Source organism: Curtobacterium sp. MCJR17_043, from assembly GCF_003224315.2.
Taxonomy (GTDB): Bacteria; Actinomycetota; Actinomycetes; order Actinomycetales; family Microbacteriaceae; genus Curtobacterium.
Genome location: NZ_CP126259.1, coordinates 1546932 through 1563249 on the forward strand (window position 1 = coordinate 1546932; position 16318 = coordinate 1563249).

Genomic DNA, 16318 nt, shown 5'->3' on the forward strand with positions numbered 1-16318 from the left:
CCCGGCCGGGACCCCGGTCAGAACGGGACGCCGCAGACGAGGACGGCGTTCGCGAAGGCCGTGGCTTCGCCGGTGCGAACGAACAGGCGGGCGTCCGCGGACATCGTCTTGAGCTCCTCGTGCGACACCGCACGTCGCTCCGGGAACCGGTCGGTGAGCCACCGGTCGGCCTCGGTCCCGGCGGCCTCGGTCGCGGCGATGCACTCCTGGAAGACGGCGTCCCCGAGCAGGGCGTCGAGGACGTCCACGAACCGGGGCACCCCGTGCACGAGCGCGAGGTCGACGACCGGCACGCCGGGCGGGATCGGCAGGCCGCAGTCCGCGACGACGACCAGGTCACCGTGGCCGAGCCGGCTGAGACCGGCGTTCAGCTCGGCGTTGAGGATGCCGCCCTTCTTCACGACGCACCCCCGGCCGGAGCAGCCGGAGCAGCCGGAGCAGCCGACCCGTCTTGCAGGTCGACCGAGGGCAGCACGTTGTCCAGCGTCGGGTAGGACGGCTGCGTCCCCACGCCCTGCACCGCGAACGCCCCGACCCGGACGGCCTGCCGCGCGGCGTCGAGCAGGGAGTCCCCGGCTGCGAGCCCGGCAGCGAGGGCACCGACGAACGCGTCGCCCGCACCCGACGAGTCGACCGCGGTCACCCGCGGGGACGGGACCGCGACGAGGTCGTCCGTCCCGTCCGCCACGAGTGCACCCCGCGCGCCGAGCGTCACGACGACACTCCGCACACCGAGTGCACGCAGCGCGGCGACCAGTGCGGGTTCGTCCGTCGGCACGTGCGCACCGGGGTCGAGCTGCGCGAGGACGAGTGCCGCCTCGTGCTCGTTCACCACGAGCGGGTCGGCCGCGAGCACGACCTCCCGGTCGACGGGCACGACGGGCGCCAGGTTGAGGAGCACCCGTCCGGTCGCGAGTTCCGCGGCGGCGGCGATGCCGTCTGCCGGGATCTCGCCCTGCAGGACGACCACCGCGGCCGACGCGACGACCGGGGCGGCGGTGAGGAGGGCCTCCCGGTCGGTGGCACGGTTGGCGCCCGGGACGACGACGATCGTGTTCTCGCCGCTCCGGTCGACGGTGACGGTCGCGAGCCCGGTGGGGGGCGTCGACGGCACGGACGTGCGTGACGTCGACCCCGCTGTCGGCCAGGAGGCTCGTGGCGACCTGCGCCGAGCCGTCCCGTCCGACGCTCCCCACCATGGCGGTGGGAGCACCGCGACGGGCGGCGGCGACGGCCTGGTTGGCGCCCTTGCCGCCGGGCAGCAGGGACATGGAGGTCGCGACGAGGGTCTCGCCGGGCGACGGGTGCCGCTCGACGGTCACGACCTGGTCGACGTTGAGCGAACCCACGACGACCACGGTTCCGGTGGAGCGGCTCACTTGGTGAAGTCTCCGACGTTGCTCTTGGTCACCGACACGACCGGGACCTGGACGGTCTTCTCCGCCTTGCCCGAGGCGGCCTTGATCGCCTGGTCGACCGCGAGGGCGCCGAGCTTCGCCGGCTGCTGCGCGACGGTGCTGCTGAGCGTGCCGTCCTCGATGGCGCTGAGACCGTCGGCCTCGCCGTCGAACCCGGCGACCTTGACGTCCTTGCCGGCCTTCGCGCCGAGCGCCTTGATCGCGCCGAGGGCCATCTCGTCGTTCTCGGCGAAGACGCCGACGACGTCGGGGTGTGCCTGCAGCAGGTTGGTCGTGACGTCGAGCGCGGTGGCGCGGTCGAAGTTCGCGGTCTGCTTGCCGACGACCGTGATGTCCGGGTACTCCTTGATGCCCTCGGCGAAGCCCTTGCCGCGGTCACGGCTGGCGGAGGTACCGGCCTGGCCCTGCAGGACGAGGATCTCGCCCTTCTCGCCGATGGCCTTCGCCAGGTCGTCGGCGGCCTGCTTGCCCCCGGCGACGTTGTCGCTCGCGATGAAGGAGTCGACGTCGGCGCCGTTGACGGTGCGGTCCACGGCGATGACGGGGATGTCGGCCTTGTTGAGCGCGGTCACGCTCGGGCCGGCGGCGTCGGAGTCGACCGGGTTGACGATGACGGCGTCGGTGCTGCCGCTCGAGGCGGTCTGCAGCTGGTTCGCCTGCTGGGCGGAGTCGTTCTGGGCGTCGACGACGTCGAGCGTGACGCCCTGCTTCTTCGCCTCGGCCTTCGCGCCGTCGCGGACCTCGACGAAGAACGGGTTGTTGAGCGTGGAGAGGGCGAGCGTCACCTTGGTGTCGCTGCCGCCGCCGGCCGCGCCGCTGGTGCTCGTGCGGTTGCACCCGGCGGTGCCGAGGACGACCAGGCCGGCGACGACGCCGACGGTGGCGACCTTCTGGAAGGAGGAGAACTTCATCGTTGGTTCCTTTGTGCTGGTGGTGTGGGGGGAGGGAGGAGGAGTGGGAGGTCAGCTGCTGCGCGTCTTGCGGCGCAGGACGTCGAAGCCGACGGCGATCGCGATGACCAGGCCGATGACGACCTGCTGCCAGAACGAGCTGACGTTGAGCAGGTTCAGGCCGTTGCGGATGACGACGAGGACGAGTGCACCGATGAACGTGCCGGAGATCCGACCGACACCACCGGCGAGCGAGGCGCCACCGATGACGACCGAGGCGATCGCGTCGAGTTCGTACCCGCTGGCGGCCTGCGGCTGCGCGGAGTCGAGTCGGCCGGCGAGCAGGAGACCGGCGAGTGCGGCGAACAGGCCGGACAGGGCGAAGACGACGACGACGATGCGCTTGACCGGCAGGCCGGACAGGCGTGCGGCCTCGGCGTTGCCGCCGACGGCGTACATGCTGCGGCCGATGACGGTGCGGTTCAGGATGAACGAGGCGACGAGTGCGGCGAGCACCAGGACGATGATCGGCACCGGGACCGGGCCGATGTCACTGCCGAGGAACGACACCTGGGGGGGACGTGGGGACCGGCTTGCCGTCGGAGAGCACGAGGGTCAGGCCGCGGGCGACGCTGAGCATGGCGAGGGTCGCGATGAACGACGGCAGCTTGCCGTAGGCGCTCGCGAGGCCGTTCACGACGCCGGTGGCGAGTCCCGCGACGAGCCCGCCGACGAGGGCGAGCCACCCTGGCAGCCCTGCGGTGGCGAAGAACCAGCCGGAGACCATCGCGGACAGGGCGGCGACCGACCCGACGGACAGGTCGATGCCGCCGGCGACGATGACGAACGTCACGCCGAACGCGAGCACCGCCACGGTCGACACCTGGATGCCGATGTTGAGGAGGTTCCGGCCGGTGAGGAAGTCGGGCGTCGCGATGAAGAGCGCGATGCAGAGCACGACGAGGCCGACGAGGGCGCCGTTGTTCGCGAGGAACTTCGTGAACGAGGAGGACCGCGACGGGGCCTTCACTGTGGTCGATGACATGCGGGTGCTTTCTGGGAGGTACTGCGCTGTACGCGGGGGGAGGGGACGGCGGCGGGAGGTCCGGTGGGGGGTGCGCCGTGCGGAGTGGGGTGCCGGGTCAGGCGGCGTCGGCCTGCCCGTTCTCGGGCTCGGTGACGTCCCGGGCGGCGAGGGTCATGACGGCGTCCTCGGTCGCGTCGGCGCCGTCGAGCTCACCGGTGATCCGGCCGTCGCGCATCACGAGGATGCGGTCGCTCATGCCGAGGACCTCGGGGAGCTCGCTCGACACCATGACCACGGCACCACCGGCCTCGGTGATGGCGTTGACGAGTTCGTAGATCTCGACCTTCGCGCCGACGTCGACACCGCGGGTCGGCTCGTCCAACAGCAGGACGCTCGAGCCAGCGAGGATCCAGCGCCCGAAGACGGCCTTCTGTTGGTTGCCGCCGGACAGGGAGCCGATCGGCTGGTCGATGTCGTGCATCCGGATCCGCAGGCGGGCAGCGACCTGCTCGGCGCGCTGCTTCTGCCCGGCGAAGTCGACGAGACCGCCACGCGCGCTGGACGCGAGCGTGGCGTAGCCGAGGTTGTCGTTGACCGACGCGCCGAGCACGAGGCCCTGGCCCTTGCGGTCCTCGGGCACGTGTCCGATGCCGGCCTTGATCGCGCCGGCGACGCTGCCCTTGCCGAGTGCGCGGCCGCGGACGGTCACGGTGCCGCTGTCGTAGCCGTCGGCGCCGGCGATCGCGCGGACCAGTTCGGTGCGTCCGGCGCCGACGAGGCCGGAGATGCCGACGATCTCGCCGGCGTGCACGTCGAAGGACACGTCCGTGAAACGACCGGCGGCGGTGAGGTGTTCGACCCGCAGCACGGGGTCGGCCCGGTCGACCACGGCGGCACCCGTCGGGTACTGCTCCTCGATGCTCCGCCCGACCATGAGCCGGACGAGCTCGTCCTCGGGCGTCGAGGCCGGCACCTCGGCCACGAAGTGACCGTCGCGGAGCACGGCGACCGTGTCACCGATCTCGGCGATCTCGTCGAGGTGGTGGCTGATGAAGAGCATGCCGACGCCCCGGGCACGCAGGTCCGCGACGACCCGGAAGAGCGCCTCGGTTTCGTGGCGGGTGAGGGCCGCGGTCGGTTCGTCGAGGATGAGGATCCGCGCGTCGACGCTGAGCGCCTTCGCGATCTCGACGAGTTGCTGCCGGGCGATGCCGAGGTCACCGACCGGGGTGTCGACGTCGACGTCGAGTCCGATGGTCGCGAGCGCCGCCTCCGCCTGGCGGCGGAGCGTCTTCCGGTCGACCATGCCGAAGCGGGTCGGGATCCGACCCATCATCACGTTCTCGGCGACGCTGAGCGAGCCGACCAGGTTGAGCTCCTGGTGGATGGTCGCGATGCCGAGCCGCTCCGCGGCCGAGACGGTCGGGAGGCTCACCTCGGCTCCGTCGACGAGGATCCGCCCGCCGTCGGGCTGGTGGATGCCGGACATCATCTTGATGAGCGTCGACTTCCCGGCGCCGTTCTCGCCGAGGAGGACCTGCACCTTCCCGGCGTGCACGTCGACGGTGACGTCGGTGATCACCTGGACGGGGCCGAACGACTTGCTCACCCGGTCGAGGGTGAGGAGTGGGTGCTGCTGCAGGGGTGTCTGCGGCATCGGTGTCTCTTCCATGTCAGTGCTCCGGGTGCTGCTGGTCAGCGTGTTGCTGGTCGGCGTGCTGCTGGTCGGCGTGCTGCTGGTCGGTCGGGCGCGGCGGTGCGGCCGGTCGACGGGGACGGATGGCGGTGGCCGAGGAGGCTCGGACGATGAGCTCGCTCGGCAGGCGGACGGACTGCGGGGTGCCGCCGTCGATGACGTCGCGGAGCAGGTCGACCGCGACACGGCCCATGTCCTCGACGCTGTGTGCGACGACGGAGAGGGCGGGCTCGAGGAGCGAGAACCACTCGATGTCGTCGAAGGCGACCAGGGCGATGTCCTCGCCGACCCGGAGACCGAGCCGGTTGAGGATCGCGATCGCGCCGACGGCCATCAGGCTGTCCGCGGCGAAGATCGCCGTCGGCGGGTCGTCGAGACCGAGCAGGGTCGTGACGCCGGTCGAGCCGGACGCGGCCTGGAAGTCGCCGAACACGACGAGGTCGGGGTCCCCGCTGAGGCCCGCGGCGGCGATCGCGTCCTGGTACGCCGTGAAGCGCTCGCGGCCGGTGGAGACGCTCTGTGGGCCGGCGATGTACCCGATGCGGGTGTGTCCGAGTGCGGCGAGGTGCTCGACGGTCTGCCGGATGCCGGTGCTGCTGTCGGTGGTGACGCTCGGCACGTCGATGCCCGGGATCACGCGGTCGACGAACACCGTGGGGATCTCGCGGTCGACGAGTTGCTGGACCGTCCCGGTGTCGTTGCCCTGCGGTGCGACGATCACGCCGTCGACCCGGCGGGCGATGAGCGTGTCGAGGTACCGGTTCTGCTGGTCGGCACGCTCGTTCGCGTTGCCGAGCAGCGTGACGTAGCCCTCGGCCAGCGCGGCCTGCTCGATCGTGTGGGCGAGGTCGGCGAAGAACGGGTTGCGGACGTCCGAGACGAGCAGGCCGATCGTGTCCGACCGGGTCGACCGCAGCGCACGGGCCTGCAGGTTCGGGCGGAAGTCGAGGTCCTTCGCGGCCTGCTCGACGGCCCGGCGCGAGTCTTTGCTCGTCGCGGCGTTGCCGGAGAGGACGCGCGATGCCGTCGCTGCCGAGACGCCGGCGCGGGCGGCGACGTCCTTGATGGTGACGGCGTTCATCGTTGAGCACTCCGTTGGGCGAGTCGTGGAATCGATTCCATGGAATCGATTCCACGACCATAGGCACCGCGAGCGGGCATGTCAAGCAGCGGACAGTGCCACGGCCCGCGACGGCTCGCGGTGACCGAGGACGGCGACGCACCGGCAGCCCGAGACGTCTGCGTCGTACCCTGTCGCATGCCCTCCTCGACCCGCGAACTCCCACCGCCCCCCGGACCGGACACCGGACCTCGACGACCAGTTCGAGGGCGATCTCCGTCCCGAGTGGTGGGTGCCCGCCTACCTCCCGCACTGGACGACGCCGGACCGGGCACGTGCCCGCCACCGGTTCGTCCCGGACGGGATCGAGCTGCGGATCGAGGACGACCAACCCGACTGGCGACCGGAGGACGCGCCGCTCCGGGTGTCGAACCTGCAGACCGGAGTGTTCTCCGGACCGCTCGGGTCGGAGCGCGGGACACATCGTCATCGCGCGGACGGCCTCGTCGTGCGCACCGAGACACCGCAGTCGCTGCTGTTCGCGCCGTCGAGCGGGCGGGTCGAGGTCACCCTCAGCGCCAGCCCGGACCCGCGGTGCATGACCGCGGTGTGGCTGGTGGGCACCGAGCACCGCTCACCCCGGGAGTCCGGGGAGATCTGCGTCGCCGAGGTCGACGGCGCAGCGATCGGCGGGACGACCCGGGTGCGGAGCGGCATCAAGGCACACGGCGAACCCGGGCTGACGACGGACATGACCGAGGTCGACCTGCCGGTTGACGCCGCGCAGCGGCAGACCTGGACCGTCGTCTGGGGCGACGGTGCGACCGTGATCGGGTGTGGCGACCGCGTCGTGCGACGGCTGGACCAGGCGCCGGACCACCCGCTCTTCCTCATGGTCGACCTGTTCGAGATCGGCGCCCGCGGCGGCCGCTACCCGAAGGCGGCCACCGTGCACCGGGTCCGCGCCTGGGCAGGGTGAGCCCGCGGGTCGAGCCCCTGGGGGGCCGATCAGTCCGCCGAGGCCGGGACCGGCGAGGGGGGCCGTCGGGGCATCCGCCCGTGGGATCGCACTCGACCGGCGCAGCCCCAGCGTCAGCAGCACGACGGCGCCCACCACGGCGACCGCGCCGGAGAACCAGAAGTCCGCCGACAGCCCGAACGACGTCACGGCCGCACCGCCCAGGACCGACCCCGCGGCGATCGCGAGCTGGATCGTCGTGACGAACAACGCCAGCCCGCTCTCCGCCCCCCGCCGGTGAGGCCGTCGACATCCAGGTCTGCGTGCCGAGCGGCAGGGCGCCCCAGACGAAGCCCCACACCACGAGCAGCGCGAACACGCCGACGACGGAGTGCGCCGCGAACGGCAGCAGGACGACGGCCGCGGCGAGGACGATCTTCGCGACGCCGATGGTGCCGATGACGTTCCGGCTCAGGGTGACGCCGGCGACGAAGTTCCCCGCGATGCCGGCGACGCCGAACACGAGCAGCGCCAGGGTGACCGTGTCCGGCCCGACCCGCACGAGTTCCTCCAGGTAGGGCGCCACGTACGTGTAGGCGGCGAACTGTGCGACGAAGAGGAACGCGGCCGCGATGAGGCCGACGCGGGCACGCTGCACCCGGAGCAGACCCGCGAGCGTCGCGAACCGCACCCGCTGCGAGGAGGGGATGCTCGGCAGCATCGCGATCTGGAGCACCAGCGCGACCAGGCCGAGCGCGCCACCGATCACGAAGGCGAGGCGCCAGCTCGCGAGCGACGAGACGAACGCACCGAGCGGCAGGCTCACCACCGTGGCGACGGAGACGCCCGCGGTGATGAAGGAGGTCGCACGGATCACGGCGGACGGTTCCACGAGCCTCCCGGCGATACCCGCACCGATGGCCCAGAAGCCGCCGATGCCGACACCGAGGAGCATCCGGGCGACGAGCAGCACACCGAAGGTGGGCGCGATCGCCGCGAGGGCGTCCGCCACGACCAGCAGGACGGTCAGGGCGAGCAGCACCGTCCGGCGGTCGAGGCGCGAGGTGGCGACCGTCACGACCGGGGCGGCCACGGCGCCGGTGAGACCCGTGAACACCACCATCAGGCCGGCGGTCCCGATGTCGACGTGCAGGTCGCGCGCGATGGACGGCAGCAGGCCGATCGGCAGGAACTCCGAGAGCACGAGGACGAACGAGCCGAGGGCGACCGACAGGACGCTCAGCCAGCCGCGGCGGGTGGAGGTGGTGGTCATGGACGCCACAAGCGCGGGCGGCCGTCGGTCATTCCTCCGTGACGGCGAACGGCCGGGAGCGCCGACCGGAGCGGGCGCTCAGCCGCCGAACGCCGAGATCTCCTCCGGCAGCGGTTCGTGCATCGCCCGCCGCAGCGCCGCGGCCCCCGCGACGACGCTCGCACGCTCGTCCTCCGGCACGGCGTCGAGGAGCCCGACGATCTCCACCCGTCGCCGGTCCATCACGTCGGCGACCAGTGCTCGTCCTCGCTCGGTCGCGCCGACGAGGACCTCGCGGCGGCTCTCGGTGCTCGGCAACCGCTCGACCCACCCGTCCTCGACGAGCCGGTCGACGATCCGGGTCAGGGTCGACGGACCGACCGCGAGTCGCTCGGCGAGGTCACCCGATCGTGTGGGTCCGAGGGTCGTCACGAGGACGACGAGCCGGAACTGCGGGACGGTGACGTGCTCGAGCGCGGGGGCGAGTGACCGGGCGACGACCCCGAGCAGTCCGCGCGAGGCCGCGAGCAGCTCGTCGATGCCCTCTGATGGTGCGTGTGGCATGCGCCCATCCTGCCGGACGGACGCCGCCCGGCCGTGCAGACGGGAGGCCCGGTGCCAGCTGGCACCGGGCCTCCCGGCCGACCGAGGTCGCGTCTCAGACGCGGACGGCGCGCTCGTCCGGTACGCAGTGCGTCATCATGAGGCCGTCGACGTCCCGGGGCCCGTTGTGGCCGAGGTTCGCGAGGCGCGCGAGTTCGGCCTCGTCGAGGGTCTGGGACTGCAGCGGCGGCAGGTCCTTGACCTCGTCGAGCGTGATGCCGAGGCCCTCGCCGACGCGGCGGCCGAGGTCGTCCTCGACCATGTAGAAGTGCCAGAGCATGCGCTCCTGCACGGGCCGGGCCGCCTGCGAGATGAGGTCGACGAAGTTCGCGACCAGGTCGTCACGCTCCCAGTCCTCGAGGAGCAGGTAGCGCTGACCAGCCTGCGTGTAGTCGTTCGTCCGCGGGATGCGCTTGCGGGTGAGACGACCGACGATCTCGGGCCCCTGGTCGTCGTGCGTCGGGTACTCGGCCTCGCGCAACCCACCGGTGATCGACGGCTCGTAGTTGACGTGCGGGTTCTCGCCACCGTGGTCCTGGTGGTAGGCCATCTGCCCGTCGCGCTGGTTCGTGGCGACGTTCCCGTTCTTCGGCGCGTTCACCGGCAGCTGCAGGTAGTTCGGGCCGACGCGGTACCGCTGCGTGTCCGAGTAGGAGAACGTGCGGCCGACGAGCATCTTGTCGTCGGAGAAGTCGAGGCCGTCCACCAGCACGCCGGTGCCGAACGAGAGCTGCTCGTTCTCGGCGAAGTGGTTCGTGACGTTCCGGTTCAGGACCATCTTGCCGACGACCTTCGGCGGGAACTCGTTCTCGGGCCAGACCTTCGTGTCGTCGAGCGGGTCGAAGTCGAGCTCGGGGTGGTCGTGGTCGTCCATGAGCTGCACGCGGAGTTCCCACTCCGGGTACTCACCGCGCTCGATCGCCTCGTACAGGTCCTTCGACGCGTGGCCGAGGTCGCCGCCCTGCACGACGGCTGCGTCGGCCTCGGTCATCGAGCTGACGCCGACCGACGGGATCCAGTGGTACTTGACGAGCTTCGTGTCGCCGTCGCCGTTCACCCACTTGTAGGTGTTCACGCCGAAGCCCTGCTGCGTCCGGTAGTTCGCGGGGATGCCGCGCGGGCTGAACAGGTTGACGAGCATGTGCATCGACTCGGGCGTCTGGGACATGAAGTCGAAGATGCGCGCGGGCTCCTGGCGGAACGTGACGGGGTCCGGCTTGAGGGAGTGGATGACGTCCGGGAACTTGATGGCGTCGCGGATGAAGAACACCCCGAGGTTGTTGCCGACGAGGTCCCAGTTGCCGTCCTCGGTGTAGAACTTCACGGCGAAGCCGCGGGGGTCGCGGGCGGCCTCGGACGAGTCGCGTCCACCGATCACGGTCGAGAACCGGATGGCGACGTCGGTGCGCTTGCCGGCCTCCTGGAAGAGCTTCGCGCGGGTGTACTGCGCGATCGGCTCGTCACCCCAGGTGCCGGTGGCCTCGAAGTACCCGAAGGCGACCGCACCGCGGGCGTGCACGACCCGCTCCGGGATCCGCTCGCGGTCGAAGTGGCTGATCTTCTCGAGGAACTGGTAGTTCTCGAGCGTCGCCGGGCCGCGGGCTCCGACCGTGCGCTGGTTCTGGTTGTCGTAGACGGGGTGACCCTGCCGGTTGGTGAGCACCCGGCGGTCGTCACCCTCGGCGGGTGGCTGGCTGGAGACGTCGGTCATGGCGTCGTCCTCTCTGCGTTCTGGTCACGGACTCGGGTTCACGCCCGAGTGTGGCCTGCAGGCCGCACGGCTGTTCCCAGCGCTCAGGGGGGTCGTCAGGTCGGTGGCGATCGATGGTGCCTCGCCCCTGCGATGTCGGACACGAGGCTCGTGGCGCTGCGGCCACGAGCCTCCTGCCCGCTCGGACACCCATCCCGTCAAGCGGCGTCGAACCGAGCCGTCGCGGTCCTGCCGGCAGCACCGGACACGTCGACCGTCAGCACGAGGTCAGGGCTGGTCGACCGCACCGTGATGCGCGGGTCGACGGACCGCAGCGCACCGGCAGGGCCGTCGACGGTGATGGTGACCACTCCCGTCAACCGCTGTGTCGGCTCGCTCACCGACACCACGACACCGTCGCCGTCCCGGCGCACGACCACGCACCCCGTGCGGTCGATGCGTGACCCACCGATCGCGGGGGGTCCCGCTGGACCAGGCGGTGAGTGCGGTCACGCCGGTACTGATCTGCCGAGCGGCCTGGAGGCTCGCGGTGTTCGCGAGCACCACCACGTCGTCCGACGCGGCAGCCGCCGACACCTGCGCCTGCGTCGCACCCGGCAGTTGAAGCCAGGAGTAGGTCGCGTCCGTCGGGTCGACTCCGTGGTCGAGCCAGAGTGTCACGAAGCGGCGAGTATGGGTGGTGTCGTCCTCGTAGGTGCCGCGGTGGTCCATGTCGGTCCAGCGACCGGAGCGGTCCTCGCGGAGTGCGCGGACCGCGGTGCCCGCCGGGAAGACGTAGCCGCCGGTGCCGGGGACGTGCACCCACCGCGGGGTGAGCGTCGTCGCCGTGCTGCTCGGCGTGGTGAGTGCTGCGCGTCCGTCGACCACCGGGACCGTCTGGCCGTCCGGACCGGTGTTCCGCTGTTCGACGACGGTCTCGACGCGGACGCCGTCCGAGCTGGTGATGCCCGCGCCGAGGTGCAGCACGACGTCACCGAAGCCGAACCACGACTTGCGGGCCCGCAGCGTCTGCTTGGCGAACGACAGCCCCATGCCGACGACGGAGACGTCGTCCTGCACGACGCCGCCGGTCCACGTGTTCGTCGACCCCCGACCGGCGCCGAGGGCGAGCGGCTTGACCTGCACGGTGGTGCCGGGGATCCGGTACTTGTCGGCGGTCGGCCAGTACTGGTTCGCCCAGTGGCCGGGCTTCCCCGGCAGGTACAGGTAGGTGGCACCCTCGCCGGTGTACCAGCCCTGCAGGTTCTCGTCGTTGGCGGTCTCGTACGGCTTGATGGTCGTGCTGTCCATCGCGATGCCGAGGGCGAAGCCCGGGCGGCGATGGACTGCGCGGGCCATCGACGTCGCCACGACCGACCGGGTCGACTCGGCCGCGGTCGTCACCGCCGCGTCGGCGACGAGCGCGCGGCCCCGGACGATCGACGGGATCCGGACCTGCTCGATCGGGACATCGTCGTAGGCGAAGTACGGCTGGGTGGTGTCCGCGGCGATCCACCCCTTGCACACCGACCGCAGGGCGGCCGCGTCCGAGGTCGGCAGCACGTCGGCGAGCTGCACCAGCGTCGCCACCGTGAGGTGCCCGAGGCGGTGGTCGGTCTGGTAGAACCGCGACAGCGCCCGTCCCCGGGTCATGTCCATGAACGCCCCGGCGTGGATCCACGGGCGGAAGTTGTCCTCGACCCAGTCCACGACCCGGTCGAGCCGCGCCGCGGTGAACGCCCACTGCGTCCCCCGGACCGCGAGCATGCTGTAGGTCAGGTACTGCAGCAGCGAGAGGCCGTAACTGCCGTTGTACGGGTGGTACTCGTGCTGGACGAAGCCGCCGTCGGGGTAGAAGCCGTCGCCGCTGGTGGCGTAGTCGAACACGGGGGGCGTACGCGTTCTTCGCGTCGGCGATCACCGCGCCGTCCTCGCTCAGCGCCCCGCGGACGATGGCGATCGAGCACGCCCAGTTGCGGTTCGCACCGGTCGACGTCATCTCTGCCGTCACCCTGGGATCCGGCGCGTACTTCCGGATCGCCGTCATCGCGGTGTCGATCTGCGCGGCCGACAGCTGGTCGTGCAGCAGCAGGCAGACGTCGTTGAGGGCGAGCGGGATGCCGATCTGGAAGTCCCACCAGTTGTCGTACCGGCGCACACCGCCGCCGTACTTGTTCGCGAGGAACCAGTCGAACGCCGACACGAGGTCTGCCGCGAGCGTCGCGTCGCCGGTGAGGGCGCTGCCGGGGGTCTTCAGCGCGAGCGCGAGGGTCCGGAGACGGCCGATCGCGGTCGTCTGCAGCGCCGACGTCGAACTGCTGTCGAGGTCGGCCCAGAGGTACGTGCGGCCGGCGCCGGTGTCGAGGGCGTCCCAGACCGGTGCCGCCGCGGCGGCGAGATCGGCCACGTACCGCGCGACGACCGGGTCGCCGAGGTCGACGTCACCGATGAGGGTGGCGAGCCACTGCGACCGGACGGTCGCGAAGGGGGAGACCGCGGCGGTGCCGACGGCCCGGGCGGCGGTGCCCGGCACGAGCGACCCGGTGCCGGCGAGGGCGGCGACGGCCGCTGCCCCGACGAGGACGGTGCGTCGGGAGGGGCCGGAGGGCTGTGCTGACTCGGTCATGACGGTGCCTCTCAGAGGTAACGGACGGCGGACAGGACGATGCCGGCGATGGCGACCACCCAGACGTAGGGGGAGGACGCGCACCATCACCTGCTGCGGGGTCACGCCCGAGTACTGCGCGGCCCACACGGTCTGGGTGCTCGTCGGGTCGGCCACGCCGAACACCTGGTTGTACGACGTCATCAGGCCGAGGACGGCCATCGGCGAGTAGAAGCCGATCGCGGTCATCGCGCCGGCGATCCCGGCACCGAGCCCGAAGATGTTCAGTGGGCCGCGGTACAGGCACAGCGGGACGAGCACCGAGAACACGACCACGTAGAGCACGACGTTCGTCGGGGCGACGGCCTCGACGATCGGCCGCAGCGCGGAGACCGCACCGGGAAGCCCGACCGCCGCGAGCAGCATGCCGATCGCGATGAAGAGGGCGATCGGCGGCGCGGCCACCTGGAACGCGTCGTACAGCGAGCGGAGCATGCGGGTGGCGATGAGCCGCGGCGGGGTCGTGGTGAGGACGGCGAACAGCACACCGGCCAGGAGCGACGGGATGATCGGGACCTGCAGGACGAGGGCGAGCACGATCGGCACGAGCGGCGTGAGCAGGGCGAACCAGGGTGCGTCGCCGAGGCGCTGCCGCCGGCTGCGCGTGTCGGCGGCGGGAGCGCCGCCGCTCGCGTCCGCGTCGGACATGGACGCGAGGGTCCACTGGTGCACGCTCCCGCGCCGCCGTGTCTCGACCAGTACGTAGACGACCGCCGCGGCGGCGGCGAACGGGAACAGCAGCACCATGAAGGAGCGCACGTCGGCGACCGGCAGGTCGAGCGCGGTCGAGAAGAACTGCCACACCGGCAGCTCGAACGGTACGCCGGCCCCGATGCCCATCAGGATGGTGCCGGCGGCCGTGACCTTCGGCACGCCGACGGCGATCATCGCGGGGATGCCGATGACACCGGCGAGCAGGGCGGCGGGCGCGGACCCGGTCACCGCACCGCACAGCGCCGAGATCACGAGGACCCCGAGCGCGACGACGACGGGACGGTCGCCGCCGAACTCGACGGTCTTCCGCACCAGCGTGCTGGCGATCGCGGTGTCGCGCATGAGCGACCCGAGCCACGACCCGAGCAGGATCGCGATCATGGTGGACGCGAGCCGGATGGCGCCGTCCTGCAGCACGGTGCTGAGGACGCTGTTCTCGGCGCCGACGAACGGTGCGCCGGACACGAGGGCGATCGCGACGGCGAGCAGCACGAGCGCGAACGCGGTGGGGACCTTGCCGGTCAGGATCAGCGCGACGCCGATGGCCATGACGACGATGATGGCGATGCCCATGGTCAGTTCTCCCTGGTGGTCGGAGCGCGACGCGCGCCGGTGCGCGTCGCGAGGGCGGCCTGCGCGGCCGCGGTGAGGAGGAGCGGGGAGCGGCCCAGACCGACGCTGCGGGCCGCGAAGGCGTGCGCCGCGACCTCGTCGGCACCGGCGACGGTGCCGAAGCGGCGCAACCGGCCGATGCGGAGGACCTGCAGCCCGAGCGCGGCACGGAGGTCCCGCGACCGGTCCGCGGTCACGAGGTGGTGCGCGCGCTCGTGTTCCACGGCAGCCGCGCGGACGCTGCCGGACGGGAACCACCGGCGCCAGTCGAGGTCGTCCACGAGGCGCTCGCAGAAGTCGACGGTGTCGGTGAACAGCTCGACGCGGTGGTCACGGGAGCCGTACCGGGCGAGCAGCCCGCCCTGGGCCAGGCCGCCGCCGCGTTCCACGACGCGGATCGCCCCCCGAGGACCCGTCCGCCGACCCGCCGGAGGACGGTGCGCTGGTCCGATCGGCCAGCGCGACGCCGAACGCTGCGGCTCGACGGCTGAACTCCGCGAGCTGCTCCTCCGACCTGGTCTCGTTCGTCGGCGTCCCCCCGGAGCAGCATGACCCCGAGAGCGTCGTCCGAACGGTCCGCGAGCGCGCCGATCCGCCGACGGTCGGCCGGGAGGACCGCTGCGAGGGTGCTCACGACCGCACCTCGAGGACGGCGACGAGTGCTTCGGACCGGTCCTGCCCCTCGACCTCGGTGCGGGCCAGGGAGATCAGCTGGGACTCGTCGAGCACCCCGGACAGGTCGGCGATGCGTGGGCCGATGAGCAGCTGCAGTGCGGGTGCCCGCGACCCGCCGTCCCCGTACGCGGTGTGCTCGGCGATGAGCTCCGGGAGCGATCCGGCGCCGGCGCCGACGGTGCTCTGCTGCACCCGGGCGTCCGCCGAGGCGAACCGGACCACCCCGTCCCGGTCGAGGACCCGCACCGGGTGGGTCGGCTTCCGGAGGAACCGGCGGCGCTCCGGCCCACCGAACACGACGTGGTTGTCGGTGGCGGCGAGGACACGGACCGCGGCGGCGTCGACCTGGAGGCCCTCCGCGGCGATCGCGCGCAGCTCGCCGTCCGTGCGGCGCTGGGTCCGGTCCTGCGTCCGCAGTTCGGTCGCCCCGGTCGCGACCGCACGCACCGTGTTCGACTGCGGGTCGACCGTGACGTCCACCGACACCTCGGCGGGCGCGGCCCCCTGCGCGATGACGGCCTGCTCGGCCTCCCGGCGCACCGCGAGGATCTGGTCGTCGGTCGCGCCGGGGATCACCCGCTCGACCTGCTCGCGGATGAGCGCCAGGGCGACGCCGATCGGGCTGATGACCTCGCTGTGGTCGGCGATGCGCCACGCGGCCCCGTGCCGGGCCCCGGCGTGCGGGGTGACCGACGCCGCCCCGCCGCCGCCACCGACCAGTAGCACGTCGTCCTTCGCGATGCCGTAGTCGTCGACCATCTTCTCGACGACCTCGAGCACCGGGGCGACGCCGGCGTCGAGGACGGCGCGCGCGGCTCCCGGGACGTCCGTGCCGAGCGCGGCGGCGAGTGGTGCCAGTGCGGCGCGGGCCGACTCCGCCGGCGCGTGCGCGTAGTCGTCCTCGGGCACGAGCCCGAGCGCGTTCGCCGCGCAGGTCATCGTGATCGCGAGCCGGCCGGTGTCCGTGTCGAGCACCGCGTAGTCGGCCGGGTCGCCGTTGAGTGGTGCGACGGTGGCCAGCCGGGCACCCCGCAGCTGCTCGACCGGCGCGAAGCAGG

At 72.0% G+C, this 16318-nt stretch carries 13 protein-coding genes and 2 pseudogenes; 1 reads left to right on the forward strand and 14 read right to left on the reverse strand.

The window, feature by feature from the left end:
* Positions 1–17 precede the first annotated feature (17 nt).
* The 7 genes and pseudogenes from rbsD to DEJ15_RS08165 form a co-directional block, all read right to left on the reverse strand.
* Complete coding sequence (gene rbsD / locus DEJ15_RS08130) at positions 18–401, reverse strand: D-ribose pyranase (protein WP_110823908.1); 384 nt, start codon at positions 399–401, stop codon at positions 18–20.
* A pseudogene (locus DEJ15_RS08135) lies at positions 398–1379 on the reverse strand (ribokinase). Before DEJ15_RS08135 ends, rbsD begins: the two are co-directional and overlap by 4 nt.
* On the reverse strand, positions 1376–2329 hold the full coding sequence (locus DEJ15_RS08145) for a substrate-binding domain-containing protein (RefSeq protein ID WP_110823909.1): 954 nt from the start codon (positions 2327–2329) through the stop codon (positions 1376–1378). Before DEJ15_RS08145 ends, DEJ15_RS08135 begins: the two are co-directional and overlap by 4 nt.
* Positions 2330–2380: 51 nt before the next feature.
* On the reverse strand, positions 2381–2878 hold the full coding sequence (locus DEJ15_RS08150; RefSeq protein WP_284176120.1) for an ABC transporter permease: 498 nt from the start codon (positions 2876–2878) through the stop codon (positions 2381–2383).
* Entirely contained in the window at positions 2859–3353 is a 495-nt protein-coding gene (locus DEJ15_RS08155; protein WP_284176121.1) for an ABC transporter permease, read from the reverse strand. Before DEJ15_RS08155 ends, DEJ15_RS08150 begins: the two co-directional genes overlap by 20 nt.
* A gap of 97 nt (positions 3354–3450) precedes the next feature.
* Positions 3451–4992 carry a sugar ABC transporter ATP-binding protein gene (locus tag DEJ15_RS08160; RefSeq protein ID WP_220032702.1) on the reverse strand — a complete coding sequence of 514 codons (1542 nt, stop codon included), beginning with the start codon at positions 4990–4992 and terminating at the stop codon, positions 3451–3453.
* Positions 4993–5008: 16 nt separating this feature from the next.
* Positions 5009–6112 (reverse strand): LacI family DNA-binding transcriptional regulator, encoded by a 1104-nt coding sequence (locus DEJ15_RS08165; protein ID WP_110823912.1) that lies wholly within the window; start codon positions 6110–6112, stop codon positions 5009–5011.
* Positions 6113–6383: 271 nt separating this feature from the next.
* Between DEJ15_RS08165 and DEJ15_RS08170 the strand changes: the two genes are divergently transcribed.
* The gene (locus tag DEJ15_RS08170; RefSeq protein ID WP_110824034.1) at positions 6384–7070 is read left to right on the forward strand and encodes a hypothetical protein; all 687 of its coding nucleotides are present in this window, start codon (positions 6384–6386) and stop codon (positions 7068–7070) included.
* On the opposite strand, the gene DEJ15_RS08175 is transcribed toward DEJ15_RS08170, so the two are convergent.
* From DEJ15_RS08175 to DEJ15_RS08205, 7 genes and pseudogenes are all read right to left on the reverse strand, one after another.
* Complete coding sequence (locus DEJ15_RS08175; protein ID WP_284176122.1) at positions 6982–8322, reverse strand: MFS transporter; 1341 nt, start codon at positions 8320–8322, stop codon at positions 6982–6984. The genes DEJ15_RS08170 and DEJ15_RS08175 overlap by 89 nt on opposite strands.
* Before the next feature lie 78 nt (positions 8323–8400).
* Positions 8401–8865 (reverse strand): MarR family winged helix-turn-helix transcriptional regulator, encoded by a 465-nt coding sequence (locus DEJ15_RS08180; RefSeq protein WP_110823914.1) that lies wholly within the window; start codon positions 8863–8865, stop codon positions 8401–8403.
* Positions 8866–8959: 94 nt separating this feature from the next.
* Positions 8960–10615, reverse strand: a complete 1656-nt coding sequence (locus tag DEJ15_RS08185) for a catalase (protein WP_110823915.1) — start codon at positions 10613–10615, stop codon at positions 8960–8962.
* Positions 10616–10882: 267 nt separating this feature from the next.
* A complete protein-coding gene (locus tag DEJ15_RS18175) occupies positions 10883–12481 on the reverse strand; it encodes a polysaccharide lyase family 8 super-sandwich domain-containing protein (RefSeq protein WP_349814868.1) in 1599 nt (532 codons plus the stop codon).
* Positions 12482–12503: 22 nt separating this feature from the next.
* Positions 12504–14546: pseudogene (locus DEJ15_RS18180) on the reverse strand (hypothetical protein); the annotation flags it as partial.
* Positions 14547–14548: 2 nt separating this feature from the next.
* On the reverse strand, positions 14549–14974 hold the full coding sequence (locus tag DEJ15_RS08200; RefSeq protein WP_284176125.1) for a hypothetical protein: 426 nt from the start codon (positions 14972–14974) through the stop codon (positions 14549–14551).
* Between the two features lie 241 nt (positions 14975–15215).
* Positions 15216–16235, reverse strand: a complete 1020-nt coding sequence (locus DEJ15_RS08205) for a hydantoinase/oxoprolinase family protein (protein WP_284176127.1) — start codon at positions 16233–16235, stop codon at positions 15216–15218.
* Between the last annotated feature and the right edge of the window lie 83 nt (positions 16236–16318).